Source organism: Vibrio sp. K4 (assembly GCF_051122595.1).
Lineage (GTDB): Bacteria > Pseudomonadota > Gammaproteobacteria > Enterobacterales > Vibrionaceae > Vibrio > Vibrio owensii.
The window spans coordinates 1,188,264-1,213,455 of sequence record NZ_CP178577.1 but is presented as its reverse complement, the minus strand read 5'-3'; the positions used below and the strand labels follow the sequence as shown (position 1 = coordinate 1,213,455).

23 protein-coding genes are annotated in these 25,192 nt (G+C 45.3%); 10 read left to right on the top strand and 13 right to left on the bottom strand.

From position 1 onward, the window contains the following. Positions 1–288 (bottom strand): putative quinol monooxygenase, encoded by a 288-nt coding sequence (locus tag ACLIIY_RS05685; protein ID WP_434528283.1) that lies wholly within the window; start codon positions 286–288, stop codon positions 1–3. Between the two features lie 103 nt (positions 289–391). Between ACLIIY_RS05685 and ACLIIY_RS05680 the strand changes: the two genes are divergently transcribed. Continuing rightward, positions 392–1,270, top strand: a complete 879-nt coding sequence (locus tag ACLIIY_RS05680; RefSeq protein ID WP_262638501.1) for a LysR family transcriptional regulator — start codon at positions 392–394, stop codon at positions 1,268–1,270. 128 nt (positions 1,271–1,398) lie between these two features. On the opposite strand, the gene ACLIIY_RS05675 is transcribed toward ACLIIY_RS05680, so the two are convergent. Continuing rightward, the gene (locus tag ACLIIY_RS05675; protein ID WP_434528282.1) at positions 1,399–1,554 is read right to left on the bottom strand and encodes a hypothetical protein; all 156 of its coding nucleotides are present in this window, start codon (positions 1,552–1,554) and stop codon (positions 1,399–1,401) included. Between the two features lie 143 nt (positions 1,555–1,697). On the opposite strand from ACLIIY_RS05675, the gene ACLIIY_RS05670 reads away from it, so the two are divergent. The 5 genes from ACLIIY_RS05670 (at position 1,698) to ACLIIY_RS05650 (ending at position 8,366) form a co-directional block, all read left to right on the top strand. Then, positions 1,698–3,041 (top strand): sodium/glutamate symporter, encoded by a 1,344-nt coding sequence (locus tag ACLIIY_RS05670; RefSeq protein ID WP_434528281.1) that lies wholly within the window; start codon positions 1,698–1,700, stop codon positions 3,039–3,041. Positions 3,042–3,271: 230 nt separating this feature from the next. Continuing rightward, positions 3,272–3,763: a prepilin-type N-terminal cleavage/methylation domain-containing protein gene (locus ACLIIY_RS05665; RefSeq protein ID WP_009704256.1), complete on the top strand. Its 492-nt coding sequence runs from the start codon at positions 3,272–3,274 to the stop codon at positions 3,761–3,763. A 270-nt stretch (positions 3,764–4,033) separates the two neighbouring features. Beyond that, entirely contained in the window at positions 4,034–5,773 is a 1,740-nt protein-coding gene (locus tag ACLIIY_RS05660) for an ABC transporter transmembrane domain-containing protein (protein ID WP_434528280.1), read from the top strand. 2 nt (positions 5,774–5,775) lie between these two features. Beyond that, positions 5,776–7,554 (top strand): ABC transporter transmembrane domain-containing protein, encoded by a 1,779-nt coding sequence (locus tag ACLIIY_RS05655; RefSeq protein ID WP_045450272.1) that lies wholly within the window; start codon positions 5,776–5,778, stop codon positions 7,552–7,554. Between the two features lie 263 nt (positions 7,555–7,817). Further along, positions 7,818–8,366 (top strand): hypothetical protein, encoded by a 549-nt coding sequence (locus ACLIIY_RS05650; protein WP_020195938.1) that lies wholly within the window; start codon positions 7,818–7,820, stop codon positions 8,364–8,366. 184 nt (positions 8,367–8,550) lie between these two features. Here the strand turns inward: ACLIIY_RS05650 and ACLIIY_RS05645 are convergent, their stop codons facing one another. The 4 genes from ACLIIY_RS05645 to ACLIIY_RS05630 all read right to left on the bottom strand — a co-directional run bounded on the left by ACLIIY_RS05645 (position 8,551) and on the right by ACLIIY_RS05630 (position 12,821). After that, positions 8,551–8,766 carry a hypothetical protein gene (locus tag ACLIIY_RS05645; RefSeq protein ID WP_005442113.1) on the bottom strand — a complete coding sequence of 72 codons (216 nt, stop codon included), beginning with the start codon at positions 8,764–8,766 and terminating at the stop codon, positions 8,551–8,553. 99 nt (positions 8,767–8,865) lie between these two features. Then, positions 8,866–9,990: an HD-GYP domain-containing protein gene (locus tag ACLIIY_RS05640; RefSeq protein WP_038896487.1), complete on the bottom strand. Its 1,125-nt coding sequence runs from the start codon at positions 9,988–9,990 to the stop codon at positions 8,866–8,868. A 258-nt stretch (positions 9,991–10,248) separates the two neighbouring features. Beyond that, positions 10,249–11,454, bottom strand: a complete 1,206-nt coding sequence (locus ACLIIY_RS05635; protein WP_009704250.1) for an aromatic amino acid transport family protein — start codon at positions 11,452–11,454, stop codon at positions 10,249–10,251. A gap of 173 nt (positions 11,455–11,627) precedes the next feature. Then, complete coding sequence (locus tag ACLIIY_RS05630; protein WP_434528279.1) at positions 11,628–12,821, bottom strand: iron-containing alcohol dehydrogenase; 1,194 nt, start codon at positions 12,819–12,821, stop codon at positions 11,628–11,630. A 164-nt stretch (positions 12,822–12,985) separates the two neighbouring features. Here ACLIIY_RS05630 and ACLIIY_RS05625 point away from each other — a divergent pair, with 164 nt between their 5' ends. Together ACLIIY_RS05625 and ACLIIY_RS05620 are read left to right on the top strand one after the other, a co-directional pair. Further along, positions 12,986–13,483: a hypothetical protein gene (locus ACLIIY_RS05625; protein ID WP_434528278.1), complete on the top strand. Its 498-nt coding sequence runs from the start codon at positions 12,986–12,988 to the stop codon at positions 13,481–13,483. 104 nt (positions 13,484–13,587) lie between these two features. Further along, positions 13,588–14,919 (top strand): GGDEF domain-containing protein, encoded by a 1,332-nt coding sequence (locus ACLIIY_RS05620; RefSeq protein ID WP_020195942.1) that lies wholly within the window; start codon positions 13,588–13,590, stop codon positions 14,917–14,919. A 38-nt stretch (positions 14,920–14,957) separates the two neighbouring features. Here ACLIIY_RS05620 and ACLIIY_RS05615 read toward each other — a convergent pair whose 3' ends face one another. After that, the gene (locus ACLIIY_RS05615) at positions 14,958–15,590 is read right to left on the bottom strand and encodes an SDR family oxidoreductase (RefSeq protein WP_434528277.1); all 633 of its coding nucleotides are present in this window, start codon (positions 15,588–15,590) and stop codon (positions 14,958–14,960) included. Positions 15,591–15,883: 293 nt separating this feature from the next. Between ACLIIY_RS05615 and ACLIIY_RS05610 the strand changes: the two genes are divergently transcribed. Next, positions 15,884–17,149 (top strand): HD domain-containing phosphohydrolase, encoded by a 1,266-nt coding sequence (locus ACLIIY_RS05610; protein WP_434528276.1) that lies wholly within the window; start codon positions 15,884–15,886, stop codon positions 17,147–17,149. A 106-nt stretch (positions 17,150–17,255) separates the two neighbouring features. Here the strand turns inward: ACLIIY_RS05610 and ACLIIY_RS05605 are convergent, their stop codons facing one another. Together ACLIIY_RS05605 and ACLIIY_RS05600 are read right to left on the bottom strand one after the other, a co-directional pair. After that, positions 17,256–17,858 carry a 2OG-Fe(II) oxygenase gene (locus ACLIIY_RS05605; protein WP_005442095.1) on the bottom strand — a complete coding sequence of 201 codons (603 nt, stop codon included), beginning with the start codon at positions 17,856–17,858 and terminating at the stop codon, positions 17,256–17,258. Between the two features lie 167 nt (positions 17,859–18,025). Next, entirely contained in the window at positions 18,026–18,793 is a 768-nt protein-coding gene (locus ACLIIY_RS05600; protein ID WP_020195945.1) for a TerC family protein, read from the bottom strand. 337 nt (positions 18,794–19,130) lie between these two features. Between ACLIIY_RS05600 and ACLIIY_RS05595 the strand changes: the two genes are divergently transcribed. After that, positions 19,131–20,087, top strand: a complete 957-nt coding sequence (locus tag ACLIIY_RS05595; protein ID WP_005442091.1) for a LysR family transcriptional regulator — start codon at positions 19,131–19,133, stop codon at positions 20,085–20,087. 20 nt (positions 20,088–20,107) lie between these two features. Here ACLIIY_RS05595 and ACLIIY_RS05590 read toward each other — a convergent pair whose 3' ends face one another. From ACLIIY_RS05590 to ACLIIY_RS05575, 4 genes are all read right to left on the bottom strand, one after another. Continuing rightward, positions 20,108–20,989, bottom strand: coding sequence for a YjjW family glycine radical enzyme activase (locus ACLIIY_RS05590; RefSeq protein WP_434528275.1), 882 nt, complete (start codon positions 20,987–20,989; stop codon positions 20,108–20,110). 21 nt (positions 20,990–21,010) lie between these two features. After that, a complete protein-coding gene (locus ACLIIY_RS05585) occupies positions 21,011–22,555 on the bottom strand; it encodes a YjjI family glycine radical enzyme (RefSeq protein ID WP_434528274.1) in 1,545 nt (514 codons plus the stop codon). A gap of 206 nt (positions 22,556–22,761) precedes the next feature. Next, a complete protein-coding gene (locus ACLIIY_RS05580) occupies positions 22,762–23,388 on the bottom strand; it encodes a LysE family translocator (protein ID WP_434528273.1) in 627 nt (208 codons plus the stop codon). Positions 23,389–23,733: 345 nt separating this feature from the next. Further along, complete coding sequence (locus tag ACLIIY_RS05575; RefSeq protein WP_005442074.1) at positions 23,734–24,945, bottom strand: HD-GYP domain-containing protein; 1,212 nt, start codon at positions 24,943–24,945, stop codon at positions 23,734–23,736. Between the last annotated feature and the right edge of the window lie 247 nt (positions 24,946–25,192).

The window sequence follows — 25,192 nt, the reverse complement described above, 5'->3', positions numbered from 1 at the left end:
CTATTGCGCTTGGGTTTCGAATGCTTGGACTAACTCTGCCATTTCAGCCGTAATGAACGCTTGTGTGTGCGGCATAGCAAAATGCGCTTCAATCGCGGTGCGGCTTTCATATCGCTCCCAAAGAATCACACGCAGTGGGTCTTTCGAATCGTAGGTCGCATTCGCTTGCAAACACCCAGCCTCGCTCTGCATATCAAGGCAAAATTGTTCAATGGCTTCAACCACTTGTTGTCTTGGCTTATCGGCATTCATTTTCAGTTCGGCGGTAACAAAAATCGTCTCGCTCATGATGGCTCTCTTTCTCCATTCTTAATCATACGCCCACTGTAATTAACCTCATTTGATTGATAAACTCTGCTTTAGTTATTTCTTTATCAACTCTGGGTGTGCAATGGATAAATTAACAAGCATGAAAGTTTTCGCTTACGTGGTCGAACACGGCAGCTTTCGTAATGCAGCACACCACTTTGATATTTCACCGACCATGGTTGGCAAGCACGTGAGCTTTCTTGAGCAAAGCTTAGGTACACAGCTGATTCATCGCACCACGCGCAAACAGTCCCTGACCGAAGCCGGTAGACTCTACTACCAAGAGTGCCACCGCATTATTGAAGACATCACCAACGCAGAGAACCTAATCCAGACGCTGATCAATCGTCCAACCGGAACAGTGAAAGTTAACTGCCCTGTCACGTATGGCAAAAAGGTCATTGCTCCTATCGTGGCTGACTTCTTAGCTGAATTTCCCGATTTGAACGTTGAGCTGATGTTGGACAACAATTTGATTGACCCATATCGAAGCGAAGCTGACGTGATTATTCGAATCGGTGAGTTGGTCGATTCGTCGTTAGTCGCGAGAAAATTGGGTGAATACCACATGACTTACTGCGCTTCCCCCTCTTATCTTGAGCAACATGCCCCTATCCAATCGCTTGATGACCTTGAACACCATCATTGTTTGGGGTTTCAGTATCACCAAGGAGAAAGCCAACAAGTGGTGAACATGCCATCTAATACCTTTGGAAACAGCAACACCCGATTAACGTCTAACAATGGTGATGTGCTTAAGTTTGCCGCGTTAAAAGGCTCTGGCGTTCTTCTACAACCAAAGATCTTAGTTGAACAGGAAATCCAATCTGGCGCATTGGTGGAAATTCTCCAGCAACATACTCCCAAGCCAAAGCCGATCCACCTGCTTTACCGTTCAAAACAGCTTTCCCTTAAAAACCGCACCTTGGTTGATTTTGTTCTTTCGCATGTGAATCCGTAACACCACCTCATAAAGCGGCGACAATTTAACCATTCAATCAACTTTTATTGTCGATATGACAAATATTATTTCTTGTTAATTATCTTTATTTTTCAGGCCGTTAGTATAGAACGCTCATTTAGCGAACATCATTTATTGATTCCCATCAATTGCATTACTCTGACAAAGTGACTAGGATTGCCGCCTTTCCTGAGTGAACTATCAAAATAACATCGAGAAATTTCATCAAATTTCTCTTCAAGTTCGTGCGCAATCACGACATTTGCACTCATTTCAAACTGCATAAGCACATTCCTTTGCTTATGAAAACGACATTGATTTCTCAACACTTTTGGTCACGTATGTGACTTTTTTCGTTGGGAGCGATTTTTCAATCAAGGTTGGTCACAAGGACGCTACCCCTTGACTGCATTTACTGGAGGATAAAATGCCTAAAGGTCTAATGCTGACTGACTTAGCCATTGCTGGCTTACTATTGATTTTGGCAAAAGTCATTCGCGTTCACACGCCACTACTACAACGTATGTACATTCCATCGGCGGTTCTCGCGGGATTATTCGGTCTGATTTTTGGACCAGCCCTGCTAAACGTACTGCCTTGGACCGACACCTTTACCGCTAACGCAAGCCTGTTAACTGCTGCACTTTTTTCTGCGTTAGGTCTGGCAACGGATGTTCCATCACCTAAAACCGTCGCACAGCGCGCTGGCTCATTGTGGGCATTCAACCAAATCGCTTCTGTTTCTCAGTGGTTGTTTGCAGCAATGTTTGGTCTTGCGATCACTACCTTCTTCTGGCCAGAGATAAATCCCGGCTTTGGTGTGACAATGTCTGCAGGCTTTATGGGCGGTCACGGCTCCGCCTCTGTTGTTGGTGAAATCTTCACGGGACTCGGCTGGGAAGATGGCTTCACACTAGGCTTAACCTTCGCAACCGTGGGTATCTTCATCTCAATTTCTGTTGGCATGCTCATGCTGCAATTCGCATTGAAGATGGGTTGGATTCGCAGCTTTACGACATTCGACAGCATGGACGAACACGAACGCAAAGGCCTTGTTAAGCCTGATGATCAAGAACCGGTAATGAAAGACACCATGTCTTCCCTGTCGGTTGATTCTTTCGCGATTCACGCTGCGCTAGTGGTTGTCGTAACCGCTTTCTCTTATGTCGCTGCCAACTATTTGTCTTCTTTCCACGATAAGGTGCAGATCCCGACGTTTGTAACTGGCTTCCTTGGCGGCATGCTTGTGCGAATCATCGCGAAACAAACGAAAGCTTCACGCTATCTTTGTGACGGTGCATTCAAACACGCTGCGGGCATCAGTACCGATTATTTGATTATCTTTGGTATCTTAGCCATCAAGATTACCGTCTTAGCCCAGTACTTAATGCCTATGGTAGTACTAGCAATTGGCGGCGTAAGTTTCACACTTTGGTTAATCTTTTGGGTAGCACCACGAATCATGGGTGAAGATTGGTTTGAGAAAGGCATCTTCTCTTGGGGTTGGTTGACCGGTACGGTAGCTATGGGTATTGCTCTACTTCGAATTGTTGATCCAAAGATGCGTAGCAAGGTACTTGATGATTACGCCATCGCTTACGTCCCAGGCTCAATCACTGACATCTTCATCATCTCTTTGATGCCAATCGCGATGTATAACGGCATGCACTGGCAAGCGCTTGGCGTTGGTCTAGCTTACATAGCCGTGGTTCTTTTCATTTGGCGTTTTGTTTTCAAACAAGGCTCACACGCCGCCACAAGCACCTCATAAAGCGATGATTTAAAGCCCCATACCTTCAAAAAATTGGGGCTTTTTCTTATTGAGATTACACTTACTTTTTGTGTGAGGTTGAATAAATTCCGAATACAATTTTAAGCAACTTGTTTTATATATTAGAACCGAATCATTCATCGCATAACTTCATTCTTTTTCAATACCTTTCCAGCCATAATTTTGCTCCAGAATAGCAGACTATAAAAATACATATTCGGAGGTTGGCTGTGCGTAATACCAAAGGTTTTACACTGATAGAATTGGTGGTTTGTATCGTCATTCTTGGGGTGGTAAGTGTCGTTGCGCTCCCAAAATTTCTTGGTATCCAGAAGGATGCCCGCATTGCTGTCTTGTATGGTGCTCGTGAGGCGCTGATGACAGCCAACAATCAAGTCTACGCAAAAGCCGTGCTCCAATCGCAAGAGAACGTCGACGCTGGTGAACTGATGAACATTGATTTGAATAACGATGGCGTCAACGATCTGATTGGCTACTACGGATATATCAAGAATGTGATTCCAGCAAAAGAGCTCGCCGGGTTTGACCCAAAACTGACTATCAATCGTTGGTACGGAGTGGACGATGAAGATGAACCCTACTTCTTAATTGGCTTTGCTAATAAGCCTGTCGACATCTTCAACCTTTGCTACGTAGAAGTCTATTATCCGAAAACAGCAGGTGGTCAAATAAAGTACGGAATTCAAACCAGAGACTGCTAAAACCGGTAAAAATAAGCTTCAAGAGTGATACTTTTGAAGCTTTTCTTTCTGTTTGAGACGGAACTCCTCAAAACTACAATTAACATTAAATTCACAATATCTTGTTACATCCTCCCCTTTCAGCAATACATAAGGCGGCTATTCATCGAGCCTCTATAAAATCGACACATTGTGTTGTTTTTCATTTCGCTCAAAAATTATGCTTGTAAACTCATCAATTCGCTCAATAATGGTTCCATAACAAATTCAATAATTTAAGCAGGAGGCGAAATGAGAATATTCTGGCAGCTGCGTTGGTATTTCCAACTTAAGTGGAAACAATATGTGGGGTCCATCCTGCTATTTGCCGTCATTTCCGCTCTTCAGCTTGTTCCTCCCAAAGCGGTCGGTATTATTGTCGATGGTGTGGTCGATAATACCCTCGAAACCAGTACCTTAGTGATGTGGTTATTGGGCCTTATTGTGCTGTTTTTTGCGATATATGGCTGTCGAATACTGTGGCGAATCTGGTTATTTGGCGCGAGTTGGGAACTAGGCACCATTTTGCGTAATCGCCTTTATCGTCATGTCTCTACTCAGCCCCCTCGATTCTTTGAACGCTACAAAACTGGCGACTTGATGGCGCGTGGTACGAACGATGTTCGCAACATTGTTATGACCGCAGGTGAAGGCGTGTTAACTGCGGCCGATTCTCTGATCACTGGTATCGCGGTACTGATCATTATGGTGACGCAAATCAGTTGGAAGCTGACTGCAATGGCATTATTGCCGATGCCGTTTCTTGCCATCATCATCTTCTTTATCGTTCGTATTCTGCATAAACGATTCAAAATCGCACAAGAAGCCTTCTCTACGATGTCAGACATGACTCAAGAGTCATTAAACGGCGTGCGCATGCTGCGTGCTTTCGGATTAGAAAACCAAGAGCAGCAACGTTTTGAAGAGGTTGTGGATGATACTGGCGAGAAGAACATCGCCGTTGCCCGTGTCGATGCGCGCTTTGATCCAGCCATACAGCTGACTATTGGCATGTCTTTCTTTTTGAGTGTTGCTTCTGGTGCCTATTTAGTTGACCAAGGTGATATCACACTTGGGGATTTGACCGCATTTACTATGTATTTGGGTCTTATGATCTGGCCTATGCTGGCATTCGCGTTCCTATTTAACATCTTGGAAAGAGGCTCTGCCGCGTGGAACCGTCTGCAAGAAATCTTCGATGAAAAGCCAGAGATCGTCAGTGGTAAAACACCATTAGGCACTCAACCTTTGCCTTTGCAGATCAAGATTGATGAATTCCACTGGTCTAAAGATCTGCCACCAGCACTAACTGATGTTCACATCACCCTTGAGCCAGGAAAAATGCTCGGCATTGCAGGCCCAGTTGGCAGTGGTAAATCAACCTTACTAACCTTACTGCTTCGTCAACATGACATGGATAACGGTACGATTCAGTTTGGTGATATCAAAATTAAGGATGCAGTTCTGCCCGAGTGGCGTGACCGCTTTGCTGTTGTTAACCAAAGCCCGTTTTTGTTCTCGAAATCTATCTTCGACAATATCGCTCTGGGCAACCCTAGCGCATCAAAAGAAGACGTTTATCGAGCGGCGAAACTGGCTTGTATCCACGACGATATTGAGAAGTTTCCTGAAGGCTATCAAACAGAAGTGGGCGAAAAAGGCATTACCCTATCTGGTGGTCAGAAACAACGTATCGCCATTGCACGAGCCATGCTGCTCAATGCCCAAGTGCTGGTCTTGGACGATGCCCTATCCGCTGTTGATGGACGTACCGAACACCAGATTCTGAAGAACTTAGAGACTTACTATCGAGAGCAATCATTGATTGTTATTGCCCACCGCCTCACTGCTCTAGAAGCGGCAGAAGAGATTGTGGTGTTGAATCACGGGCACATAGCAGAACGTGGCCAGCATGGGGCACTTCTGGAACGTCAGGGTTGGTATGCGGAAATGTACCAGTACCAGAAACTAGAACAGGCAATGGAGGACTAATCATGAAGCAATCGACAACGTTTAAACGGTTAATGTCTTACCCATTGTCACAGCCAAAGCCAATGCTAAAAGGCTTGGCGCTACTGTTTATCGCGGCGTTAGCCAGTGCTGGCGGACCTTGGCTGATTCAGTATTTTATTGATGAACACATCGCGAAAGGTGATTACTCGCGTGACATATTGATCTCACTCGCCGCAGGTTACATTGCCTTGCAGCTTATCTCAGCGGTATTTCAATACTTCCAATCATTGCAATTTAGTATTGTGGCAACCAACACGATAAAAACGATTCGTAAACAGGTTTTCTCTGGCGTGATCAAGCAGCCTTTATCGGCATTTGATTACACTCCTGCGGGTAAGTTGGTTTCTCGTATCACCAACGATACGGAATCGCTGCAACAGTTTTATGAGTTACTGATCGCCACTGTGGTGAAAAACGCAGTGATGATCTTGGTGATGTTAGGCGTCATGTTTTACATGAGCTGGAAGCTGACCATTGTCGTGCTGGTGCTGCTGCCAATCGTGATTGGCTTTATGTACTTGTTCAAAAAGCTCAGTACAGAAAGCTACCGAAACATGCGTGACCTACTGACAGACATTAACGCCAATTTAAGCGAATCCATTCAAGGTATGAGTGTGGTGCAGTTAATGCTGCAAGAAGAGCGTTTCAACAAACAGTTTAACGGCCTCACTGACGACCATCTGGTTGCCTCGAAGAAAGTGATTCGTTTGAATGGCTACCTATTGCGCCCTCTGATGGATTTGCTTGCAGGCCTTGCCCTACTCTCTCTTGTCGCTATCTTTGGCTTTAATGGTGTCGAGCTGATTGGCGTGGGTGTTCTTTACGCTTTCATCAGTTATCTAGCGCGCGTGACCGAGCCTTTGATTGAGATGACACAGCAGTTGGCATTGCTTCAACAAGCATTGGTATCGAGTGAGCGTGTATTCGAGTTGATCGATGCACAAGAGCAAACTTACGGCGATGACCATAAGCCACTGCAAACAGGTGCGATTGAGCTTAACAACCTGACTTTCAGCTACGATGGCAAACAAGACGTATTGAAGGACATTTCCCTGAAAGCTTCGCATCAAGATTTTATTGCGCTTGTTGGCCACACCGGTAGCGGTAAAAGCACACTCGCTTCTTTGCTCATGGGGTTCTATCCAACCGAAATTGGTGAACTGCGGATTGACGGGCGTCCATTAAAATCTTTAGGCAAAGACGTACTGCGTAAAGACGTTGCGATGGTACAGCAAGACCCACATATTCTCCCTGCTAGCGTCCGTGAGAACATCTCTTTGGGCAGAAAGGTAGAAGATGAGCAGATTTGGGATGCGCTGGAAAAAGTCGGCCTTGTTGAACAGATTCGTCGTTACCCGAATGGGTTAGATACGCAACTTGGTCAAGGTGAAACGAACCTTTCGGCAGGTCAAAAACAATTGCTTGCGCTCGCACGTGTACTTGTCGCTAAGCCTAAGATTCTGATTTTGGATGAGGCAACGGCAAACATCGACTCAGGTACAGAAGCGTTAATTCAAAAAAGCCTTGAAGTGCTTCGTCAAGATATGACGCTTGTTGTAATAGCTCACCGCCTATCGACGATTTTGGATGCAGACCAAATCATCGTTCTTCATCACGGAGATTTAGTAGAGAGTGGTACACACAGGGCGCTGTTAAAACAAAATGGTCGATATGCACAGATGTATCAACTTCAGCAAGCCAATCGCCATATTCAGCAAATCGAAGAGGAAGACGACAAGCAATTCGAGGAAGCTGTTTAAACAGTCTGCATAATTCGCTACCACTGACTTGAAGCCCGTTAGCTATGCTGCGGGCTTTTCTTATACGAAAGTGCCATTCATAATCTAAACAATTTCTTTATTTCTTACCTATTATTGACATAACCCCTCGCTATTATCCGCGAGGTCGTTGTAAAATCGCGTTAATTATCGACACGAGCTATCCCCGCAAAAGTGTTTTTCGTTTCGCTCACAGCTCATGTCGAACTGTTTTCTATTGCATATTAATTTCATGACTGAAGTCCATGGACCAAGATAAGTTTACTAACATCTATCGCTTGCCAGGTTCGTTACAAATTCGAATCGCTAAGTGGCAAAAGACTTTCCGCGGCACATCTGATTTAGTTCTTCATCAGGTGCTGATGGAACGTAATAAGCAATTTAAGAAACCAAGCTTTTTGCCAAAGAGCTGGTGCATCACGCCTATTGATGAGAATGACATCACCATTACTCATCACGGTAAGTACATTCAAACCGTCATGCGTACCATGCTGGATAGAAAAGTGTCGTACAAGCGTCTTTTCTTGTCTCGTATGGATGCAGAGAAAGGTGAAAAAGTCCTGCGTGAGTACAAACTTGAGTGGGTAAGAAAGCACAATCAAATTGCTAAGAAGTACAACCAAATCAAGAAAAAGCAGTACATGAACTTCGCAAGAGAAGAGGAAGAAACCCTCTACCCTTCGATTCCTAAAGGCGAGTTTGATAAAGCGTTATGGAATAAATTGGTGGTGTCTACTTTTGGTCCCGAGAAAAAGTACAAAAACCCCCATTACGTACGCAAAGCAGATTTCTAAAAAATCCCCCGACTGTTCGGGGGATTTTTTTATGCTTTCGATAAGTTAATAGTGACATTGTCACGAAGAGATTAAATCAGGATTGTTATTAACGCAGCGAGCGTTGCAATTGTACAGCGCTCGCTGACGGACGAGCTGCGACGGTGAGAAAAGTAGGATGAGAGTCGCAGCATTGTTGAACCAGTTAATGACGAGCGTCAGCGCCAAACTCTACTTCTTTATAGATATCGGCCAGTGACTTCTTACCTTGTTTGTCCTTGGCTGAACGCTTTCTTGGTTGGTAATGATACTCTTGGTCTTGCAAAGCTTCTTCATGTTCCTTTGCAGACTCTACGAATTCAGCATTCGCAAGTGCTTGTTGGCGTAAGCGGTTTACTCTTTCTAGGGTTTCCCACAACATACTTCACCTCCAAACGAGCTACTGTATACATATACAGTATTATTTATTCTGACCTCCTAGTCAATATTTTGATTCCCTTCACGGTTTGCTCCTCTACTCTCACATTAAACCCATACCAGCGTAGTGCTCTGGGTACTTATGAATGATTTGTTTTAGGTAGCCTTGATGTTCGCGCAAGGCATTCACGCACTCTCGGGATAATAAGCCTTGATACACACGTTTCTCTAGTTCTAACAAGGCATACGGAATCGACCACGCTTGACGATATGGATGATGGGTGGTCATGACATCAAACACATTGGCGACGGCTGCTATTTGCGCAGCGATTGGAATACCTGAATGCTCAAGCCCATGCGGGTAACCAGAGCCATCTAGGTTTTCATGTTGGTAAGAAATGATTTGTTGGAACAAAGTGACACTCGGATGAACTGGATTGCCAATTCTTGCCACAATGTTATCGGCTGACTCCACACATTGCTCAATGTGCTCCGTTAACAGCGCTTCTTGTTCTGCATTCACACAGCGACGATTGCACACGATATCTGCCGGAAGCTTAATGTCGCTTAGAGCATGATAACGAGTGAACATGCCGATTTGCTCCACAACCTCATCACTGAATTGGTATGTATCAGCAAGTTGGGTGGCAATCAATTGAGCGTACATACCCATTCGTTTGCTGTGCGAGTAAACCTCTGGTGAATAACCTGGCATCAAGCACTGCATTCTTTCCGCTAACAGCTCAATAGCGTTAACGACATGGTCTTCAGACTCTACTGCGAACTGAACCATTTCAAAGTAAGGCTTTAACCCATTCAAAGCTTCTGCACTGAACGCATTAGGCTGAATCGAATTGAGAAAGACGAAGCCAGTAAAGGTTTGACGATCGTAACAAGGGATCGCAACAGATGAGTGATAACCTTCTTTCAATAAGGTTTGAATGCGCGGACAGTGGTTAATGTCGTAGAGATCGTTAACAAGACGAGGAATGGCATTGTCAGCAGCAATGCTTAAATTATGAAGTTTACGAAGTGGCGCTTCATGATGAGCCAAACACCAAGTGTCGAACTCACTCTCAGCAAAGGATTTTAGCATGCCTTGTTTTGGGTGGTATTTTGCAAAAGACACCCTATCGACACACGGTAAATGTGCCTGCATCCTATTCTTCAGTGTTTGCATTTGCTCATTGAGCGGTTTTGCAAACGGGTAAAAACTCCGGTGCGCCATACTTCACCTCCACACCAAGTAGAGAAACCAGAAGAAAAGGCTCATGAAAGTCAGCGTATTTGATGTGATTAGAGCGGCTTTTCTCCACCTAAATTATCGACATACCACAACTTAAGTGTACGAAATAAAAACAGATTTTCGCCAATCTTTTCACCGAATATTCTACGGTAATTTAATCCAGATCAAAAAAACCAGCGCACTTTCGTACACTGGCTTTTCAATACATGATGAGTTGCTCGTTATCTATCAGCTTGGTGATTAACCCAGCGCAGGAAGCACGCCCAGAGTAATGAGTAGCTGCGCCATCACAATACCTGTACCTGCAATGCCCGTTACTAATAGTGCTCCCTGACCACCTGCCACGCGGTATTCTCCTGTAAACTCATCGGAGCGACGCACTTTCACCACCATCACCAATGGTAAGAAGATAGCAAGAATAGCCAGCGCAATCGCTGCGTAACCCAGAGCCATAATGAAACCTTGTGGGTAGAACAGTGCAAAACCTAGTGGCGGAGTGAAAGTGATTACTGCTGCAACCAAACGGTTTGGTTTTTCACTGTCGCCTTTGATGGTGTCGCCCAAGAATTCAAACAGACCCAAGCTCACACCAAGGAAAGAAGTCAAAAGAGCAAGGTCAGCAAATACACCCACTACGCTACCAAGGTTTGATTGGTGAACCGTTTGAGATAATTGACCGATAAGCGCACTTAAGCCGCCGTTTTCAATCAGTGTATCTTGGCTCACAACACCAAGCGTCACAATTTGCCAGAAGATGTAAATAACCAAAGGAATCGTAGAACCAACGATGATGGCTTTACGTAGAGACGAGGTGTCGCCATCTAGGTAGTTCACAATCGCAGGAATACTGCCGTGAAAACCAAAAGAGGTGAAGATGACTGGAATTGCTGCAACGATAAGGCCTTGTTCAATTGGCATACTCAGCAAGTAAGATTCGGTCACGTTTGGCGCTAGGAATGACAATACTGCAATCATCGTCACCATCTTAAGGCCAAACAGCACGCGGTTAACCTTGTCTACCGTTCCTGTACCAACCGTCACAACCATAGTGACAATAAGAGTAAAGATGATGGTGGAAGTCGAGCCTGAAATATCCAGCCCAAACCACTCTGTTAGACGGTCACCAAACTGAGCACCGCCACCAGCAATGTAAGCGGCACACAATGAGTAGAACAAGAACAGCATCGCAAAGCTCGCAACCCACTTGCCCTTCTGACCAAGGATTTGCTTCGCCAAAGTATGAAGAGTTGCACTGCTGTCCGCATATTGGTGAAGCTCAAGCATCAATAGCGCCGTAAACGCCATCAATGCCCACAATCCCAACATGATAATAAGAGAGGTTGAGAAACCAATACCTGCAGACGCAAGAGGAAGCGCCAGCATACCAGCACCAATTGTAGTCCCTGCGATAATCAGGGTACTACCAAACACTTTAGATCGACTCATTGTATATTTATCTTTACAGCTTAATAAGATTTATCAGCATCAGATCGGGCTACGGCACACCAAACCTAACACCATATTTGGAATGATGACGATTCTGTAGGATCTTTCTAATAAGATCAAGCAAAGTGTAAGGATAAAGACCCACACATGTAAACCATTTTATACAGCAGTAGTTAAACTCTGATTTCCGCAAGCAATTTGGCGCACTCTTCTTCATTCATGAACTTAGGCACTGGATAGTTCCAATGCGCTTCTTTAAGTATCAAAGTCACCAACTCGTCAGTGTCAGAGGTTTTCAACAGTGACGACGTTTGTTCGATGCCAATCTCGTTGTACAGCCCTTCCAATCTCTCGAGGAACGCTTGTGCGTTTGGCATAGCTTCACTTTGTACATCCATTAACGCTGCGCTTAGTGCAGTCAGTTGTGGCTCAATCTCAGAGAATGAGAACCGGAGCACTGGTAGCAAAGCAAGGCCATTTGCCATTCCATGAGGTAAACCGTACTTGGCACCTAGGTTATGCGCGAACGCGTGTACATAGCCAAGACTCGCTTTGGTAAAGGCAAGGCCTGCATAGTAAGACGCCATCGCCATTTTTTGCCTAGCTTGAATATCGCTGCCCTCTTCTACGGCACGAGGGAGATATTGGAATATGAGTTTAATAGCAGCAACTGAATACGCTTTGGTTTCCGTCGTCGCGTTGCGGGATATGTAGGCTTCAATCGCATGAGTCAGAGCATCTATACCGGTGTCAGCCGTTATCTTTGCAGGCAAACCAACGAGTAGATTGGCATCGAGCGCTGCCATCAAAGGTACTAACTTCGGATCCATTAGAGGGGTTTTATGGTGAGTATCAGGCTCGGAAACGACCGCCGCGACGGTAACTTCAGAACCGGTGCCTGACGTTGTAGGAATCACAAATAATGGCGCTGGTGTTCTCCACACGCGAAACAAGCCGGCCAATCTCTTGATGGATTTCTTGTTGGTCACTCTGGCTGCAATCACCTTGGCACAATCCATTGCAGAACCGCCGCCAAGCGCCAAAATCGCATCACAACCGGATTCTAGGTAGACATTTAATCCACGTTCAACTTGATCATAAGTAGGGTCAGGTTTTACCTCTGCATAAAGTGCGACGTCTAAACCTCTCGTTCTGGCACTTTCTGCTACTTGCTCTGCCATTCCTATTTTTACTAGCCCTTCGTCGGTAACGAGCAGTAACTTTTTGAATCCGAGATCGGCGATAGCTTCCGTGAGCTCATGAATGCTACCGGGGCCTGAAAATAACGTTGGTTTCGGCAGAGGAAGAACGTAAGCGGCCACCTTCAGTCCATTGGTGTAACCGCGATAAAGCAGATGTTTCAACATACAAAGTCCTTTTGTTTTTGAGTATTCATTCTAGATGCTTTTTTCTTCAATACGAGATAGTGGGTTCACAGAATTCCGTATTCATCCATCTACACGCCTAAGCCGACCAAACCAATATTTATCTACTATTCTATAACTTAAGTACTAATGGTTGAGGACGAGCCATGGGATACAAGCCATTTGCTTTGTTGGTCTTTTCGGGATCCGTTTTTGCGGGCTCATTGGCGAGCTTCCCAGAAAACCTCGACAAACTTGTGCTTGTGAAACAAAGTGTTATCCCTGGGCAAGACGTGGTATTGCCGCCAGATACGCCCACGTTTGTTCAAGAGACCGTCAAGATGTACAACTGGACGAATCAAGGTAAAGGCACCAACCTGAGTATTTATGTTCCGAAACACAAAGTAGATGCTTATAAAAAGCACGGCCCCTATTCCGATGGCTTAACGGCAGTTGCAGTTTACGAAGAAGAAAACATTATTTTTGTCACCGAGCATCTTGCTGGTGAAGTGCTTTACGGGAGTTATGATCGGCAGGGAAACGACATATCAGATCGTCATCCGTCATTGAGGATTGAAACGTGCTACCGCTGTCATAACGGATATAAGGACATTTGCATCAATGGGACATGTGCCGTACCCATCATTGATGTGTTTAACGAGTAGTTCATTACGTGGGAACATCAATAAGAATAAAGATCTTCCTCTCGCACTTTGTTCTCGTCATTCTCATGATAGGTGGTTTGGGTTATTACAATTTTCATAACTCAATGGATACCATCATCAAAACGACGATCGTGTCTCGCGAGCAAAGCGCAAGCGCACTGGTTCATCATGTCAGTGATGCGGTGCATGGCGGTAACTACGCCAATCTCATGCTGCCCAGTTTTAAAGATGAGCTAGAGATGCACACCGACTTGCGTTATTTGTACGTTAACGGGTATTCCTCCGTGACGAACTCTCCTGTGTCTGTTACTTACAATCGTGACGCAAAAGAAATCTGGCGTTCAGACTACCCCCCAACTTTCGAGCAAGACCTAGACCAGCGCATCGCTAGGCTTACCTCGGTCAAGAAAACCGGTTCCCAAGCCAATGTGAAAGTGAAGTATTTATTGGCTCGCCTCAATGACGCACGTGAGCAGTATTATATGAGCAAGGAACTCGAAGAAGATTTCACTCTCGATCTCTATCCTTGCCGGGTAATCGGTAAAAGTCACCTGAGCTTTGAGAAAGACATCCTCTACATCACTTTGCCATTAACTGGTGACATTCAAGGCAACATAGAACTGCTGTACGACATTGAATTGGTGCGTGAGATTCGTGATGAATTTGTGGTGGATTCAATTCGAGAAATCGTCCTCGGCATGGCGATCTCATATCCATTGTTACTTTTGTTGTCTTACCACATCTCATCGCCAATCAATAATCTGTCGACCTTTATGCGCCAGAACTTTGAAACCATTAGCCTGTTTCAAGTCCCTAACACTAAAAGGAAAGATGAAATCGGAGATTTAGCACGCGCCTTTAGCCACCTTGTCGACAAAGTGGTCCGCAAGAATAGAGAATTGGATGACATGGTGAAGCACGATCCTTTAACCGGTCTGTATAACCGTCGTTCGCTTGAAGCCTCTTTCCGCTCGCTGTGCTATCAATCCAACAAGATGTTCATCGCCTGCTTCTTTATTGATATCGACCATTTTAAAGAGTTCAACGATCACCGAGGGCATTTGCAAGGAGACAAAGCGCTACAAAAAGTCGCCAAGACTTTAGAATCGTTCGCGGTTCAAACACATGGTTACGCTTTGCGATTAGGCGGTGAAGAGTTTGTAGTTCTCGCTCCTGTGCATGATGCGAGAGAAGCGTTAGCGCGAGGCAACCAACTGCGCGGGCGGGTCAAACAATTAGAAATCATTCATCATGATGAACCAACCATCAAGTATCTAACCATCTCCATTGGTATTAGCCTTTCAGAGCGCGCGCAAGCCGACATCATAGACCCAAACCGCCTGTTAGATGAATCAGACGAAGCCTTGTATGCCGCGAAAGATCTGGGGCGTGACCAAGTCGTACTCTATTCAAACGAAAGCAGGGACAGCGCCTAAGCTCCGCCCCTGCGGGTTATTCAGTTTATCGAGTGAGCTTAGTAAGACAACTCTGGATCGATACAATGGAAGATCTCGCCGCTTCCTTGACCATTTTCCAGCATCTCAAACAGTAAACGAGCCACTTCTTGACGGTATACCAAACCATGCACTTCTTTAGGTTCCACCAACACACCATTGCCTGTCACTTCGCCATCTTTCAAGCCACCAGGTCGAATGATGGTGTAATCCAAGTCACTGGTTTGTAGCCATGCTTCCGCCAATGACTTCTCACGCACAACACCGCCAAAACCCGCTTTAGAACGGTCAGAAAGGTATTTCCAGCTATCACCGCAACCAAGTGACGTCACCAAAACAAAACGCTTGAGTGATGCTTTACAGGCAGCATCGATAAGGTGACGATGACCAAGGTAATCTACTGGGATGTCTGCACGGAAACTGCCCATCGTGCTGATGATGATGTCTTCTTGATTGAGTTGCTCAACAACGCGATCAACCTCTTCAGCAACTGTGGCATCACATGCAAACGTAGACTGACAAATCGCCTTTAATTCTGGACTTTTGTCTGGATTTCTCGCCACACCGACAACTTCAGCACCTTTCTCTGCAAAATATTGTGCAATTGCCAAACCAAGACCACTGCTTGCGCCCCACACTACGACTCTTTTCATAACTTACCCTTTACTACAAACATGATAATGAGAATACTTTACATCACTATTTAAGGGGTTTTCAAAAGATGTCAATCGAAGTGAGAAAATTCTTTCCAAATCAATACGTAGTTCAAATAAATGATCGATAGTTCCGAGCTACGGATGAAATTTACGTGCGACAACCAGTATCATTCTCGGCATAACTATAACTAAGCCTTATGCACGTGTTTTTAGGTTCCAGTTCGCTGCCGCATTCCCCTAAAAACAACATAATAATCAACGCATAGGCAGTAGAAACGTCGGTATTAACAATGAAGCAATCTTCCTACTCCCAATCTGCCTCGGGATTTGAAGTCGATCTAAAACAGGCCCTCATCTGGGTGGCGCGCGCATTAGATTATGTAGGTGTTGATGATACGCACCACAGTCATCGAGTCGCGTACATCGCATATCAATGTGCACTTACTCTTGGATGGGACATTAAGAAAGCAGAGTTCTGTTACTTTGCAGGCATGGTTCACGACTGTGGTGTCTCAGAAACTCGTGAGCACATGATGCTACTCGAACAGCTCGTTCCTCAAGACGCCAAAGCGCACTGTATTCGTGGCTACCACACGCTTAAGCAGTGTCGATTACTCACCCAATTTTCAACCCCGATACTTTATCACCACACTCATTGGATCGAGCTCGAACACATCGATATTCCAGCATTTGAAAAAGACGTCGCCGCTCTGCTCTATCTTGCTGATCGTCTCGATTTTATGCGCGCGCATTACGTTTCCAACTGTCATAGCGACTTGGTTACTTTGCACGAAGAGTTGATTGCCGAGTGTGTGATGGCTAACGCAGGCACACTGTTTAACCCACATATGTGCGATGTCATGGTTAAGCTGATCATGACGGATGCATTTTGGTTTGCGATGGAATCTGAACACATCGAAACCATTGGGCTTCAGTTTGAGAACATTGATTGGCTACAGAAGCAACTCACCATCGAAGACATGAACAGCTTGGGGTTGTTCCTTGCGCGTATTGTGGATGCCAAGAGTCCTTTTACTTATCAGCACTCTCAAAAAGTGGCGGAACTGTCTCGTTACTTAGCGAAGAAAATGGGATTGGATGAACACGAGCAAGAGATGATTTTTATTGCGGGACTGGTTCATGATATTGGCAAGCTTAAAACCCCTGATGAGATCCTTCACAAAGAAGGCCCACTGGACAAGCAAGAATACACACGCATCAAGCGCCATACGATTGATACTGAACTTGCTCTACACAAAGTGTTTCCCAATGCCAAGATCGCTGAGTGGGCTTCCAACCATCATGAACGGTTAGATGGCTCTGGTTACCCTTATCATAAAACGGCGGAAGCTTTGGATGTGCCTTCTCGTATTATTGCCGTTGTCGATGTCTTTCAAGCGCTTTCTCAAGATCGCCCATATCGAGGACGCATGACACAGCAAGAAATTGCCAACATCATGGATGAACAGGTTGAATCAGGCAAACTGTGCTCCGATGTTTATCAGGTTTTGTCTGCCGACATGCAAGCATGCTATCAGCTTTCCACGGAAGTTTAACGCTAAACAAAGTCAGTAAACAGAATAAACAAAGGGACACCAGAATTGGCGTCCCTTTGTTGTTTTGAAAGCATGTAAACACTGCAAATAAGCACGTGTAGATAGCTTAGTGTGCGATGTCTAACTGGTTGTCTTTCACACCGTTGATACGGAACCAGCCTGCGATACTGAATCGTTCCGCGTTCGTCGGCAATACTTCGTGTGGGAATTGCTCAGACAAGAATACGAACAGACGACCTGAACGCGGCGGAATCTTCGCGATCTCATTATCATTCAAATCGTACACCACCAACTCACCAGCGTCTTCTTCACTCCACGATTCGTTCATGTAGAACACCGTAGTTAGACGGCGGTTTTCATTGCCTTTGAAGCAATCGAGGTGTTTTTGGTAGAAGTCACCTTTTTCGTATTTCGCGAAGTGCGCTTCGTACTCGAACAAACCTAGGAAAAAGTAGCGGTTTGCTTCTAAACGAATCTCTTCCATCTTGTCTAGGAAAGACGCCACCGGCGCGCCCATGTCACGCTTCAACCATTGGATCTTATCGCTACGAATGGTTTCAATACGAGTCACGTCGTCGTTACGACCAATACGTGCTTTCTTCCAATCGTCAGGAATACAGTCACGCAGCTCAGCCACTTCCTCTTGAGAAATAAAATCATCCCAGATGTAGTATCCGTGCGTCGATAACGCGTCGATCAATTTGTTCATTCTATTTTGTTCACTCGTGTGGGTTTGGGCGGTCTATATAAGAAATCCGTGCTACAACAACAAATTCCGTTTTTTATCGAGACGACAAATCCACTTAAGTAACAAGATTCAGACGTAAAAAAGCCGCTCGTGTGAGCGGCTATTTAGGTCTACTGTTTGCGTTTCAATTAGCGTGTTTGAAGCGCAATAGAACGAGGTTGGATTGGACGAATTCGTTGAATCACTGGGCGTTGCTTTTTCTTAAGTTGGATATGACACATTTCCAACACTAGACCAAACGCCATCGCGAAATACACGTAACCTTTGTTGATGTGAATAGCAAAACCTTCTGCCATCAACAGACCACCTAGCAATACTAGGAATAGTAGAGCAAGGGTCTTAAAGCCCGGGTAACGCGTCACTAGGTTGTTGATTTTCTCCGCCGTCAACACCATCACAATCGCTGACGAAATGATCGCCGCCACCATGATTGGTACTTCGCTCGTTAGACCAACCGCAGTAATCACCGAGTCCATCGAGAACACAGCATCAACCGCGACGATCTGAAGTAGAACCACAGCCAAACCAGTACGAACATGAGTCGAGTGACCGTGTTCAGTGTGGGTTAACCAACTCCACAACTCTTTCAAGCTTTTCGCCAGTAGGAATGCACCACCCGCAATCATAATCAAATCACGCCCCGTAAACGCGTAGTCGCTGAAGCTGATTAACGGCTGAGTAAGTTGCATGATCCAAGAGATCGAGAACACCAAAACAATACGCGCCATCACCGCTAGGCCAATACCTAGGTTTCGGGCAAGTTTACGCTGGTGCTGTGGCAATCGTTCACACAGAACGGAGATGAATACGACGTTATCAACGCCTAAGACTACTTCAAGAGCAAACAAGGTAGCGAAGATAGCCCACGCTTCTGGTTGCATGAAAAGTTCTAACATGAGTACGCCTCCGGTGATTGGAAGCCATACAGTGAATTGTTCAGTCGACTAAAGGGGTCGTCCATTAAGTTTTTAAAACCTCTGTTACTTAGGAAACGCGAGTAAACCACCTCCTCCCTTTGTACGCAATCCCTTATTTTGTCAGGCTTGTGTAAAGCATCTTTCGTCCTCTAAGGGTTATAAGCCATACTCACCCCATCAAGTGCCGAGTTGAGCCAAACTATTGCATCGAGCTCCAATTGAAACGCCTCTTTTTGCGTGCTTCAACAATCGTAAAAAAATGTTTCATAATAATATTTTGATATACTGAGAAAAATCACACGAATTAGCCTTGCGAATGGATTACATAACACTCTCACGCATTAGCCTTAAACACCTTACTGTATTGCACATGCTGCTCACGACACACAGCGTGACTCAAGCGGCAGAACAGCTCTGCGTGACCCCTTCCAGCGTGAGCAAAACGCTCAGCCAACTGCGCGACATTCTTAAAGACGACCTTTTCTACCGCGATGGCACTCGTTTAGTCCCGACTCCATTTGCTTTGAACATCGGCCCTTCTGTTCATGGCATTCTTTCCAGCATGAACGGTTTGCTTTACCAAGGCTCGTTTAATCCCGCGTATTACGAAGGTCGCTTTTCTTTGGCAATGCGTGAAAGTACCTTCGAGATCTTCGCACCTATGCTGCAAGACTTATCTCAGCAAATGGGGAGTCGCGCACAACTCAACGTGTATGCCAAAGAACAAATGAGTTTTGATTCTCTGATCCGTGGTCAGGTCGATTTTATGATTCTACCGCACGACATCAGCCAACCACCGACGCACAACAAAGATTTGGTTTGGCAGACGATTCTAGAAGACGAAATGATCTGTTTAATGGGCAGCAATAACCCGCTAGTGAAAGAAGAACTGTCAGTAGAGAACTACTTGTGTGCGAGACACATTGGTATTCACGATAAAGACCTATCCCAACCTTACTTTGAACAGAACTTAACTCAGCGTTACGCTAAACGCAGTGTCGCCATGCACGTGGCAGATTTTGGTTCGGCAGCGGTAATGTGCCACCACTCTGATTATCTGTTCACTTGCTCGAAACTTTGGGCACGAATGGCATTGCAAGCCAAGGGATTGATAGAGAGACCTTTGCCGTTTGAGTACGGACAAGTGGCGTATAGTTTGGTGTGGAATAAAGCGAGCCTGAACGATCCCGCTTTAAGATGGCTACAACAACAAGTGCTTAAGGCTTGTGAGACCCTTGGTGGATGTCGAAAGCCGAGAGTGAATAAACTCTAAGCCTTTTTATCTTTACTGCGCTACACGTAGACCGATGGCATGGTCATTGGTCTGCTGACAAATTGACTTAATTGAGCGTGGAAGCGTTGCATTTCATCTTGGGAGCATTTCTCCCATTCCAAAGCCTCACCCGTTACACCGTGATGCTGAAAGGCATTCAAACGAATGTTGACCGATTCTGGCAACGATTGCAGATAATGCCCTACCGTTGCAACTTCCGTATCTAAATCGCTTTTACCCGGAATATGAAGCAAACGCACTTCGTACAACTTGCCTGCTTGCGCTAAATACTGAATGGTTTGGAATACACGGTGATTATCTCGCCCGACCAACCAATGGTGCGTTTCGCTTTGCCACGATTTAAGGTCAATCATCGCGCCATCCATGTACGGCAACACTCTTTCCCAACCTGCGATAGATAAAGAACCATTGCTATCGATGAAGCAAGTGAGATGCTGTAATTCAGGATCGTGTTTGATCCCTTTAAACAGCGCAGTAATGAAAGGAAGCTGTAAGGTAGATTCCCCACCGGATACAGTAACACCGCTAATGAAAAAGCGCTGTTGGCGTATCAAATCGAGCATTGCCTCCACAGAGTAGTCAGTAATTTTTGGATTAGATTGGTGCTGACATATCTCTATACAATGGTCGCAGTGGGTGCACTCCTCTTTAAGCCAAACAACGTTGTTGCTTTCGTCGAACTTCAGTGCGCCAGCCGGACACTCACTCACACAATCACCACAATGATTACAGTGATTGATGGTGTGCGGGTTGTGGCAGTTGATGCACTGATAGTTACAACCCTGTAGAAAGATGACTAGACGGTTTCCCGGTCCATCAACACAAGAGAACGGAAGGATACGAGTTACCTTAGCCAAGAGGTGTTCCGATCGTCTAGCCATCTTATTCTTATCCGTCACCAATTACTTAGCGTAAGTCGGTGACATTTCGTGGCTCACCACACGTGGTGAACGCTCTAAAATACCGGTGTTCTTCGCCGCTTCTGCACCTAGGAATGTGGTATTGGTACGTGAACCTTCTGCATCGTATTTCGCGATATCAGACAGTTTCACCATGTAACCCGTTACGCGAACCAAGTCGTTTGACGCAACGTTTGCCGTGAACTCGCGATAGCCAGCATTCAATGCACCTTTACACAGGTTGAACATCGCTTCTGGGTTTGATTTCACGGTTTCGTCGATGGTCAGAATATCGCTGATGCCAGAACGGTAGTATTGGTGGTGGCCTGCTGTTGCTTGCACGTAAGACACAGGATCTGGCTCATTACCGTAAGGAATACGAACGCCCGGCGTTACATCCAAATCTAGGCTGATACCACCTTGTGCATGCAGTAGCGCTTTGCTTTCTAGACCAAACTTCACTGGCGTGCTTTCTACCAATTCTGACAATTTTGCAGAGATAGCGTGACCAAGCTCATTTGCCGTTGCATCTTGGCCGTAACGGCTTGCATTGCCCTCTTTCTCTAGCAATACGTTTACCGCTTCTGCCATGCCGTAGATACCATACATCGGCGCAAAGCGAGATTCTTCGATCAGGCCTTCTTGTGTTAAGAAGCCTTTGAAGAACTCAGACTTTTCATGCAAATGTGAAGCGCGTGCGTCCATCAGCTCAACCATCAAGCCGTGATATTCTGGTAGCACGTTGTTGAAGAAGTCTTCACGATTATCTGCACGGTTCGCTGCTTCTTTTAGGTTCATACGCACTAACGTGTTTGAACCACCAGCCAATGGTAGAGAGTTGTAGCAGCTCACGATACCAAAACGACCACCTTCGTACGCATTCGCGTGCATTGGGTAATTCGCGATGTGTGGCTTGCTGCACTCACAAATGTTTTGTGTTGCTTGCTTTAGCAGATCCTCTGGAGTGACGGTTTCGTCGTACATGAACGTCAAGTTTGGCGCGATCTGTTTTAGCTCGGCGTCTACTTTCAAAATCGTACGACAGATGATGTTGTCCGTCGGACCAATGTTCACGTGCATAAACGCATCTGGCAACGTGCGATCAAGCATGATCCAGAAGTGCTTTAACTTTTTGTAGATTTGGTCGTCAGTGAGGTCACCAACGTAAGGCATTAGCACGTCATCAAGTTGACCAAGGTAAACCGGAATGTTGGTTACCGACGGCACATGATGGTAAATGATGGTCAACATGTTGATCGCATCATCGAAATCTTCTGCTGGAGCTAACTCCAAGTATTCAGAACCTTGAGAAAGAAATTTTGCGTAATCTGGCAAAACATAGCGCGGCTTAAACGGCGCGTGACCTTCAAACATGTCACATATGACGCCTTGCTGCATTGCTTGGCTTACCTCGTCAGAGACGGTCATATATGGAATAGTGGCTTCGGCTTCCAAAGCTAGAAAATTTGATTTCTGTTTTGGAGACAAGTTGCTATCAGTCGCGATAGCAAGGAAACGCTGCTGAAGATCAGAAAGGCTTTGAGTCATCTAAGATGTTCCTGGAGAAAATACAACGAATACGCCCCTTCAAATCATTTGTTCATTTCAAATCAATCTTGAAGAGACGCGTTGAATTCTACGCGCCAAGAGTCTTTGCCACTAATGAAAAAAACCAAAACTCCGATTTCCATTTTGGAAATAAGGTTTTTCTAATTTAGCCTAAGATTTAATAACTTAGCTTAGCTTGCTGTTATTTAGCTTCGATGCGCCGTCGACAGAGCAACACCAGCACTGATGAACACGCCGCCAGTCAGACGGTTGAACAACTTAGCTCTCCCTTTTGAAAATAACCAGTCCGATGTCTTCACACCCAACAAGCCATAAAAGGTTAACCAACTCAGTTCAAACACCACAAACGTGCTAGCAAAAATGATGTATTGAGTGAATAGCGATGCAGAAGGATCAATAAACTGGGGAAACAATGCCGTGAAGAACACGATCGCTTTCGGGTTGCTCGAACCGACAATGAAGCCGCTGGTAAATGCACTTAGATAATCGGACGATGCTTGTTCTGGTTTTGCTTGTGAGAAATCGGTTTGTTTTGATCGCAACGCTTGGATACCAAGCCAAATAAGATACGCCGCGCCACACCATTTGATGAGGTTAAAGACCAGCTCCGAAGAAGCAATTACGACACCAAGACCGGTGAAAGACAGGGTAAGGATAATAGTGATCGCGGCTAAGCTGCCAAGTGCTGTCATAAAGGCGTGGCGAAACCCGCTGCTCACACCTTTGCTTAAACAAAGTAGCGAACTCGGGCCAGGAGAAGCAGTCAGGACAAGTATTGCGAGGGTGTAGTAGATCCAAGTATCGAGTTGCATTGGCGCTCCTTTCCAATGTGCTAATGAATAAGCGAATCACGTGGAATAGCCGTCTTACTCTCGCTTCGATCCATGAAACGCACTAGAGCAAAACACCACATCATTCTAACCACAACTGAACAAGCCCAAAGTTACTCGAGATCCTTAAAAGCGTCCTGGTTTTGAAGCCAGGGCAGGAAGTCAGGATCAGAAATCAGAGTAACACACCTCGGTTTATCTCTCCCCTAACCTACTTTGAGCTGTTTAGTTATGCATTCAACATACTGGGAATATGCAACTATGTAAAGTGATTGCTTATTCGACAAGATCATTCGCAGATCGCATCAAATAAGCAGTCACTGTACGTTAGTCATAGAAAGGTTTTGGGTCTACTTCTAACGATGAAGGTGCGATGGCTTTCTCTATCGAGTGAGAGCTGTTTTTCAAATCCACCATCGCCACATCGATGTAACGCTTGTATTTGCGCGAGTAGAAACACTTCACAATTGGTTTTAGCGGCTGCGAATCGCTGGATGTCCAAACAATGCCGACTCGACCATCGCTCAATTGAACAATCGAACCGACTGGGTATACACCAATGCAGTTGATGAATTTGTAAACCAAATCTGGATCGAGATGGAATGGCGTCAAACTCAACAAGATTTTAAATGCTTCAGCCGAACTCATGCCCTTTTTGTAGACGCGGTCTGCCGTTAACGCATCGTAGATATCGACGATACAGCTCATGCGCCCGTGCATTGGAATCTGGTCGCCAGACAAACCCAATGGATAACCGGTACCGTCGAGCTTCTCATGGTGCATCAAACACACATCTCGACTGACATCACTCAGGCCTTTTACGCCAAGAATGATTTCACCTGCGAACACCTGGTGCAGTTTCATGTGCTCAAATTCTTCCGGCGTTAAACGCGCTGGCTTATGTAAGATCTCGTCATCGACTTTGATTTTACCCACATCATGAATGATGCCACCAATCGCCAACTGCTTGAGCGTGTCTTTATCTAAACCCAAATGTTTACCGAAGGAAACCAGCAAACAAGCGACGTTCACTGAGTGCTCAAGCAAATAGCTGTCTTTTTGGCGCAGTGCCGACACACACTGAAGCGCGTCTGAGTCGATAAAGACGCTGTCGATCATGTCATCCGCCCACGATTCAATCTCGTTGACTTCAATGACCTTGCCTTCAAAGGTTTGGTTGAGCAGTTTTTGCGCCAAACACTTCGCTTCTGCAATCAGTTTTTTGGCACGTTTATGCTGCGCTTCGCGAGAACGAAACGCGCGTTGAATTTTTGGCGTAGTCATCACCTCAGAGGCTGCTAAGGTGACATCGTGTTCTTCTTCAACAGGTTTGAACACGCACTCTTGAGCAGAAAGTTTCTGGTCGACCCAAACGAACTTCACCCCACTTGCTTGCAGCTTTTGAATGCCCTGCGCAGTGGAAACACGTCCCGCATTGGCGAGGTTAACGCGTTTATTTTGTTCGATTGCAGTCACGAACATACCGATACTTACATCTGCAATGGCTATCTTTATTGAGTCTTCTGGTTTGTACTGCATATCGCGAAACTTTTAACACCTGTTATTTAGCAGACGCATTATAAGAGATCTGACCATTCACTGTTATAAGAATTCGCTATCATTTAAAATTAATGAGCATTCAGTCAATATATGAGACGTTCACCGTTTAATAAACCACTTTTAATTTATGGGCTTAGCTCAAATAATCATCACAAGTGGTAAGAATTTCGATAATTTGGGTGTTGAATCAATAACTACTTAATACAAATAGTATTTACTGTTGACC

What these genes read in the sequence shown, in the direction of transcription:
- ACLIIY_RS05670 (WP_434528281.1), top strand. Translation starts at nt 1,698, where the DNA reads ATGCCTAAAGGTCTAATGCTGACTGACTTAGCCATTGCTGGCTTACTA.
- ACLIIY_RS05625 (WP_434528278.1), top strand. Translation starts at nt 12,986, where the DNA reads ATGGGATACAAGCCATTTGCTTTGTTGGTCTTTTCGGGATCCGTTTTT.
- ACLIIY_RS05660 (WP_434528280.1), top strand. Translation starts at nt 4,034, where the DNA reads ATGAGAATATTCTGGCAGCTGCGTTGGTATTTCCAACTTAAGTGGAAA.
- ACLIIY_RS05580 (WP_434528273.1), bottom strand. Translation starts at nt 23,388, where the DNA reads ATGCAACTCGATACTTGGATCTACTACACCCTCGCAATACTTGTCCTG.
- ACLIIY_RS05605 (WP_005442095.1), bottom strand. Translation starts at nt 17,858, where the DNA reads ATGAACAAATTGATCGACGCGTTATCGACGCACGGATACTACATCTGG.
- ACLIIY_RS05680 (WP_262638501.1), top strand. Translation starts at nt 392, where the DNA reads ATGGATAAATTAACAAGCATGAAAGTTTTCGCTTACGTGGTCGAACAC.
- ACLIIY_RS05600 (WP_020195945.1), bottom strand. Translation starts at nt 18,793, where the DNA reads ATGTTAGAACTTTTCATGCAACCAGAAGCGTGGGCTATCTTCGCTACC.
- ACLIIY_RS05575 (WP_005442074.1), bottom strand. Translation starts at nt 24,945, where the DNA reads ATGCAGTACAAACCAGAAGACTCAATAAAGATAGCCATTGCAGATGTA.
- ACLIIY_RS05610 (WP_434528276.1), top strand. Translation starts at nt 15,884, where the DNA reads ATGAAGCAATCTTCCTACTCCCAATCTGCCTCGGGATTTGAAGTCGAT.
- ACLIIY_RS05620 (WP_020195942.1), top strand. Translation starts at nt 13,588, where the DNA reads ATGGATACCATCATCAAAACGACGATCGTGTCTCGCGAGCAAAGCGCA.
- ACLIIY_RS05685 (WP_434528283.1), bottom strand. Translation starts at nt 288, where the DNA reads ATGAGCGAGACGATTTTTGTTACCGCCGAACTGAAAATGAATGCCGAT.
- ACLIIY_RS05635 (WP_009704250.1), bottom strand. Translation starts at nt 11,454, where the DNA reads ATGAGTCGATCTAAAGTGTTTGGTAGTACCCTGATTATCGCAGGGACT.
- ACLIIY_RS05645 (WP_005442113.1), bottom strand. Translation starts at nt 8,766, where the DNA reads ATGTTGTGGGAAACCCTAGAAAGAGTAAACCGCTTACGCCAACAAGCA.
- ACLIIY_RS05640 (WP_038896487.1), bottom strand. Translation starts at nt 9,990, where the DNA reads ATGGCGCACCGGAGTTTTTACCCGTTTGCAAAACCGCTCAATGAGCAA.
- ACLIIY_RS05595 (WP_005442091.1), top strand. Translation starts at nt 19,131, where the DNA reads ATGGATTACATAACACTCTCACGCATTAGCCTTAAACACCTTACTGTA.
- ACLIIY_RS05655 (WP_045450272.1), top strand. Translation starts at nt 5,776, where the DNA reads ATGAAGCAATCGACAACGTTTAAACGGTTAATGTCTTACCCATTGTCA.
- ACLIIY_RS05585 (WP_434528274.1), bottom strand. Translation starts at nt 22,555, where the DNA reads ATGACTCAAAGCCTTTCTGATCTTCAGCAGCGTTTCCTTGCTATCGCG.
- ACLIIY_RS05630 (WP_434528279.1), bottom strand. Translation starts at nt 12,821, where the DNA reads ATGTTGAAACATCTGCTTTATCGCGGTTACACCAATGGACTGAAGGTG.
- ACLIIY_RS05675 (WP_434528282.1), bottom strand. Translation starts at nt 1,554, where the DNA reads ATGCAGTTTGAAATGAGTGCAAATGTCGTGATTGCGCACGAACTTGAA.
- ACLIIY_RS05590 (WP_434528275.1), bottom strand. Translation starts at nt 20,989, where the DNA reads ATGGCTAGACGATCGGAACACCTCTTGGCTAAGGTAACTCGTATCCTT.
- ACLIIY_RS05650 (WP_020195938.1), top strand. Translation starts at nt 7,818, where the DNA reads ATGGACCAAGATAAGTTTACTAACATCTATCGCTTGCCAGGTTCGTTA.
- ACLIIY_RS05615 (WP_434528277.1), bottom strand. Translation starts at nt 15,590, where the DNA reads ATGAAAAGAGTCGTAGTGTGGGGCGCAAGCAGTGGTCTTGGTTTGGCA.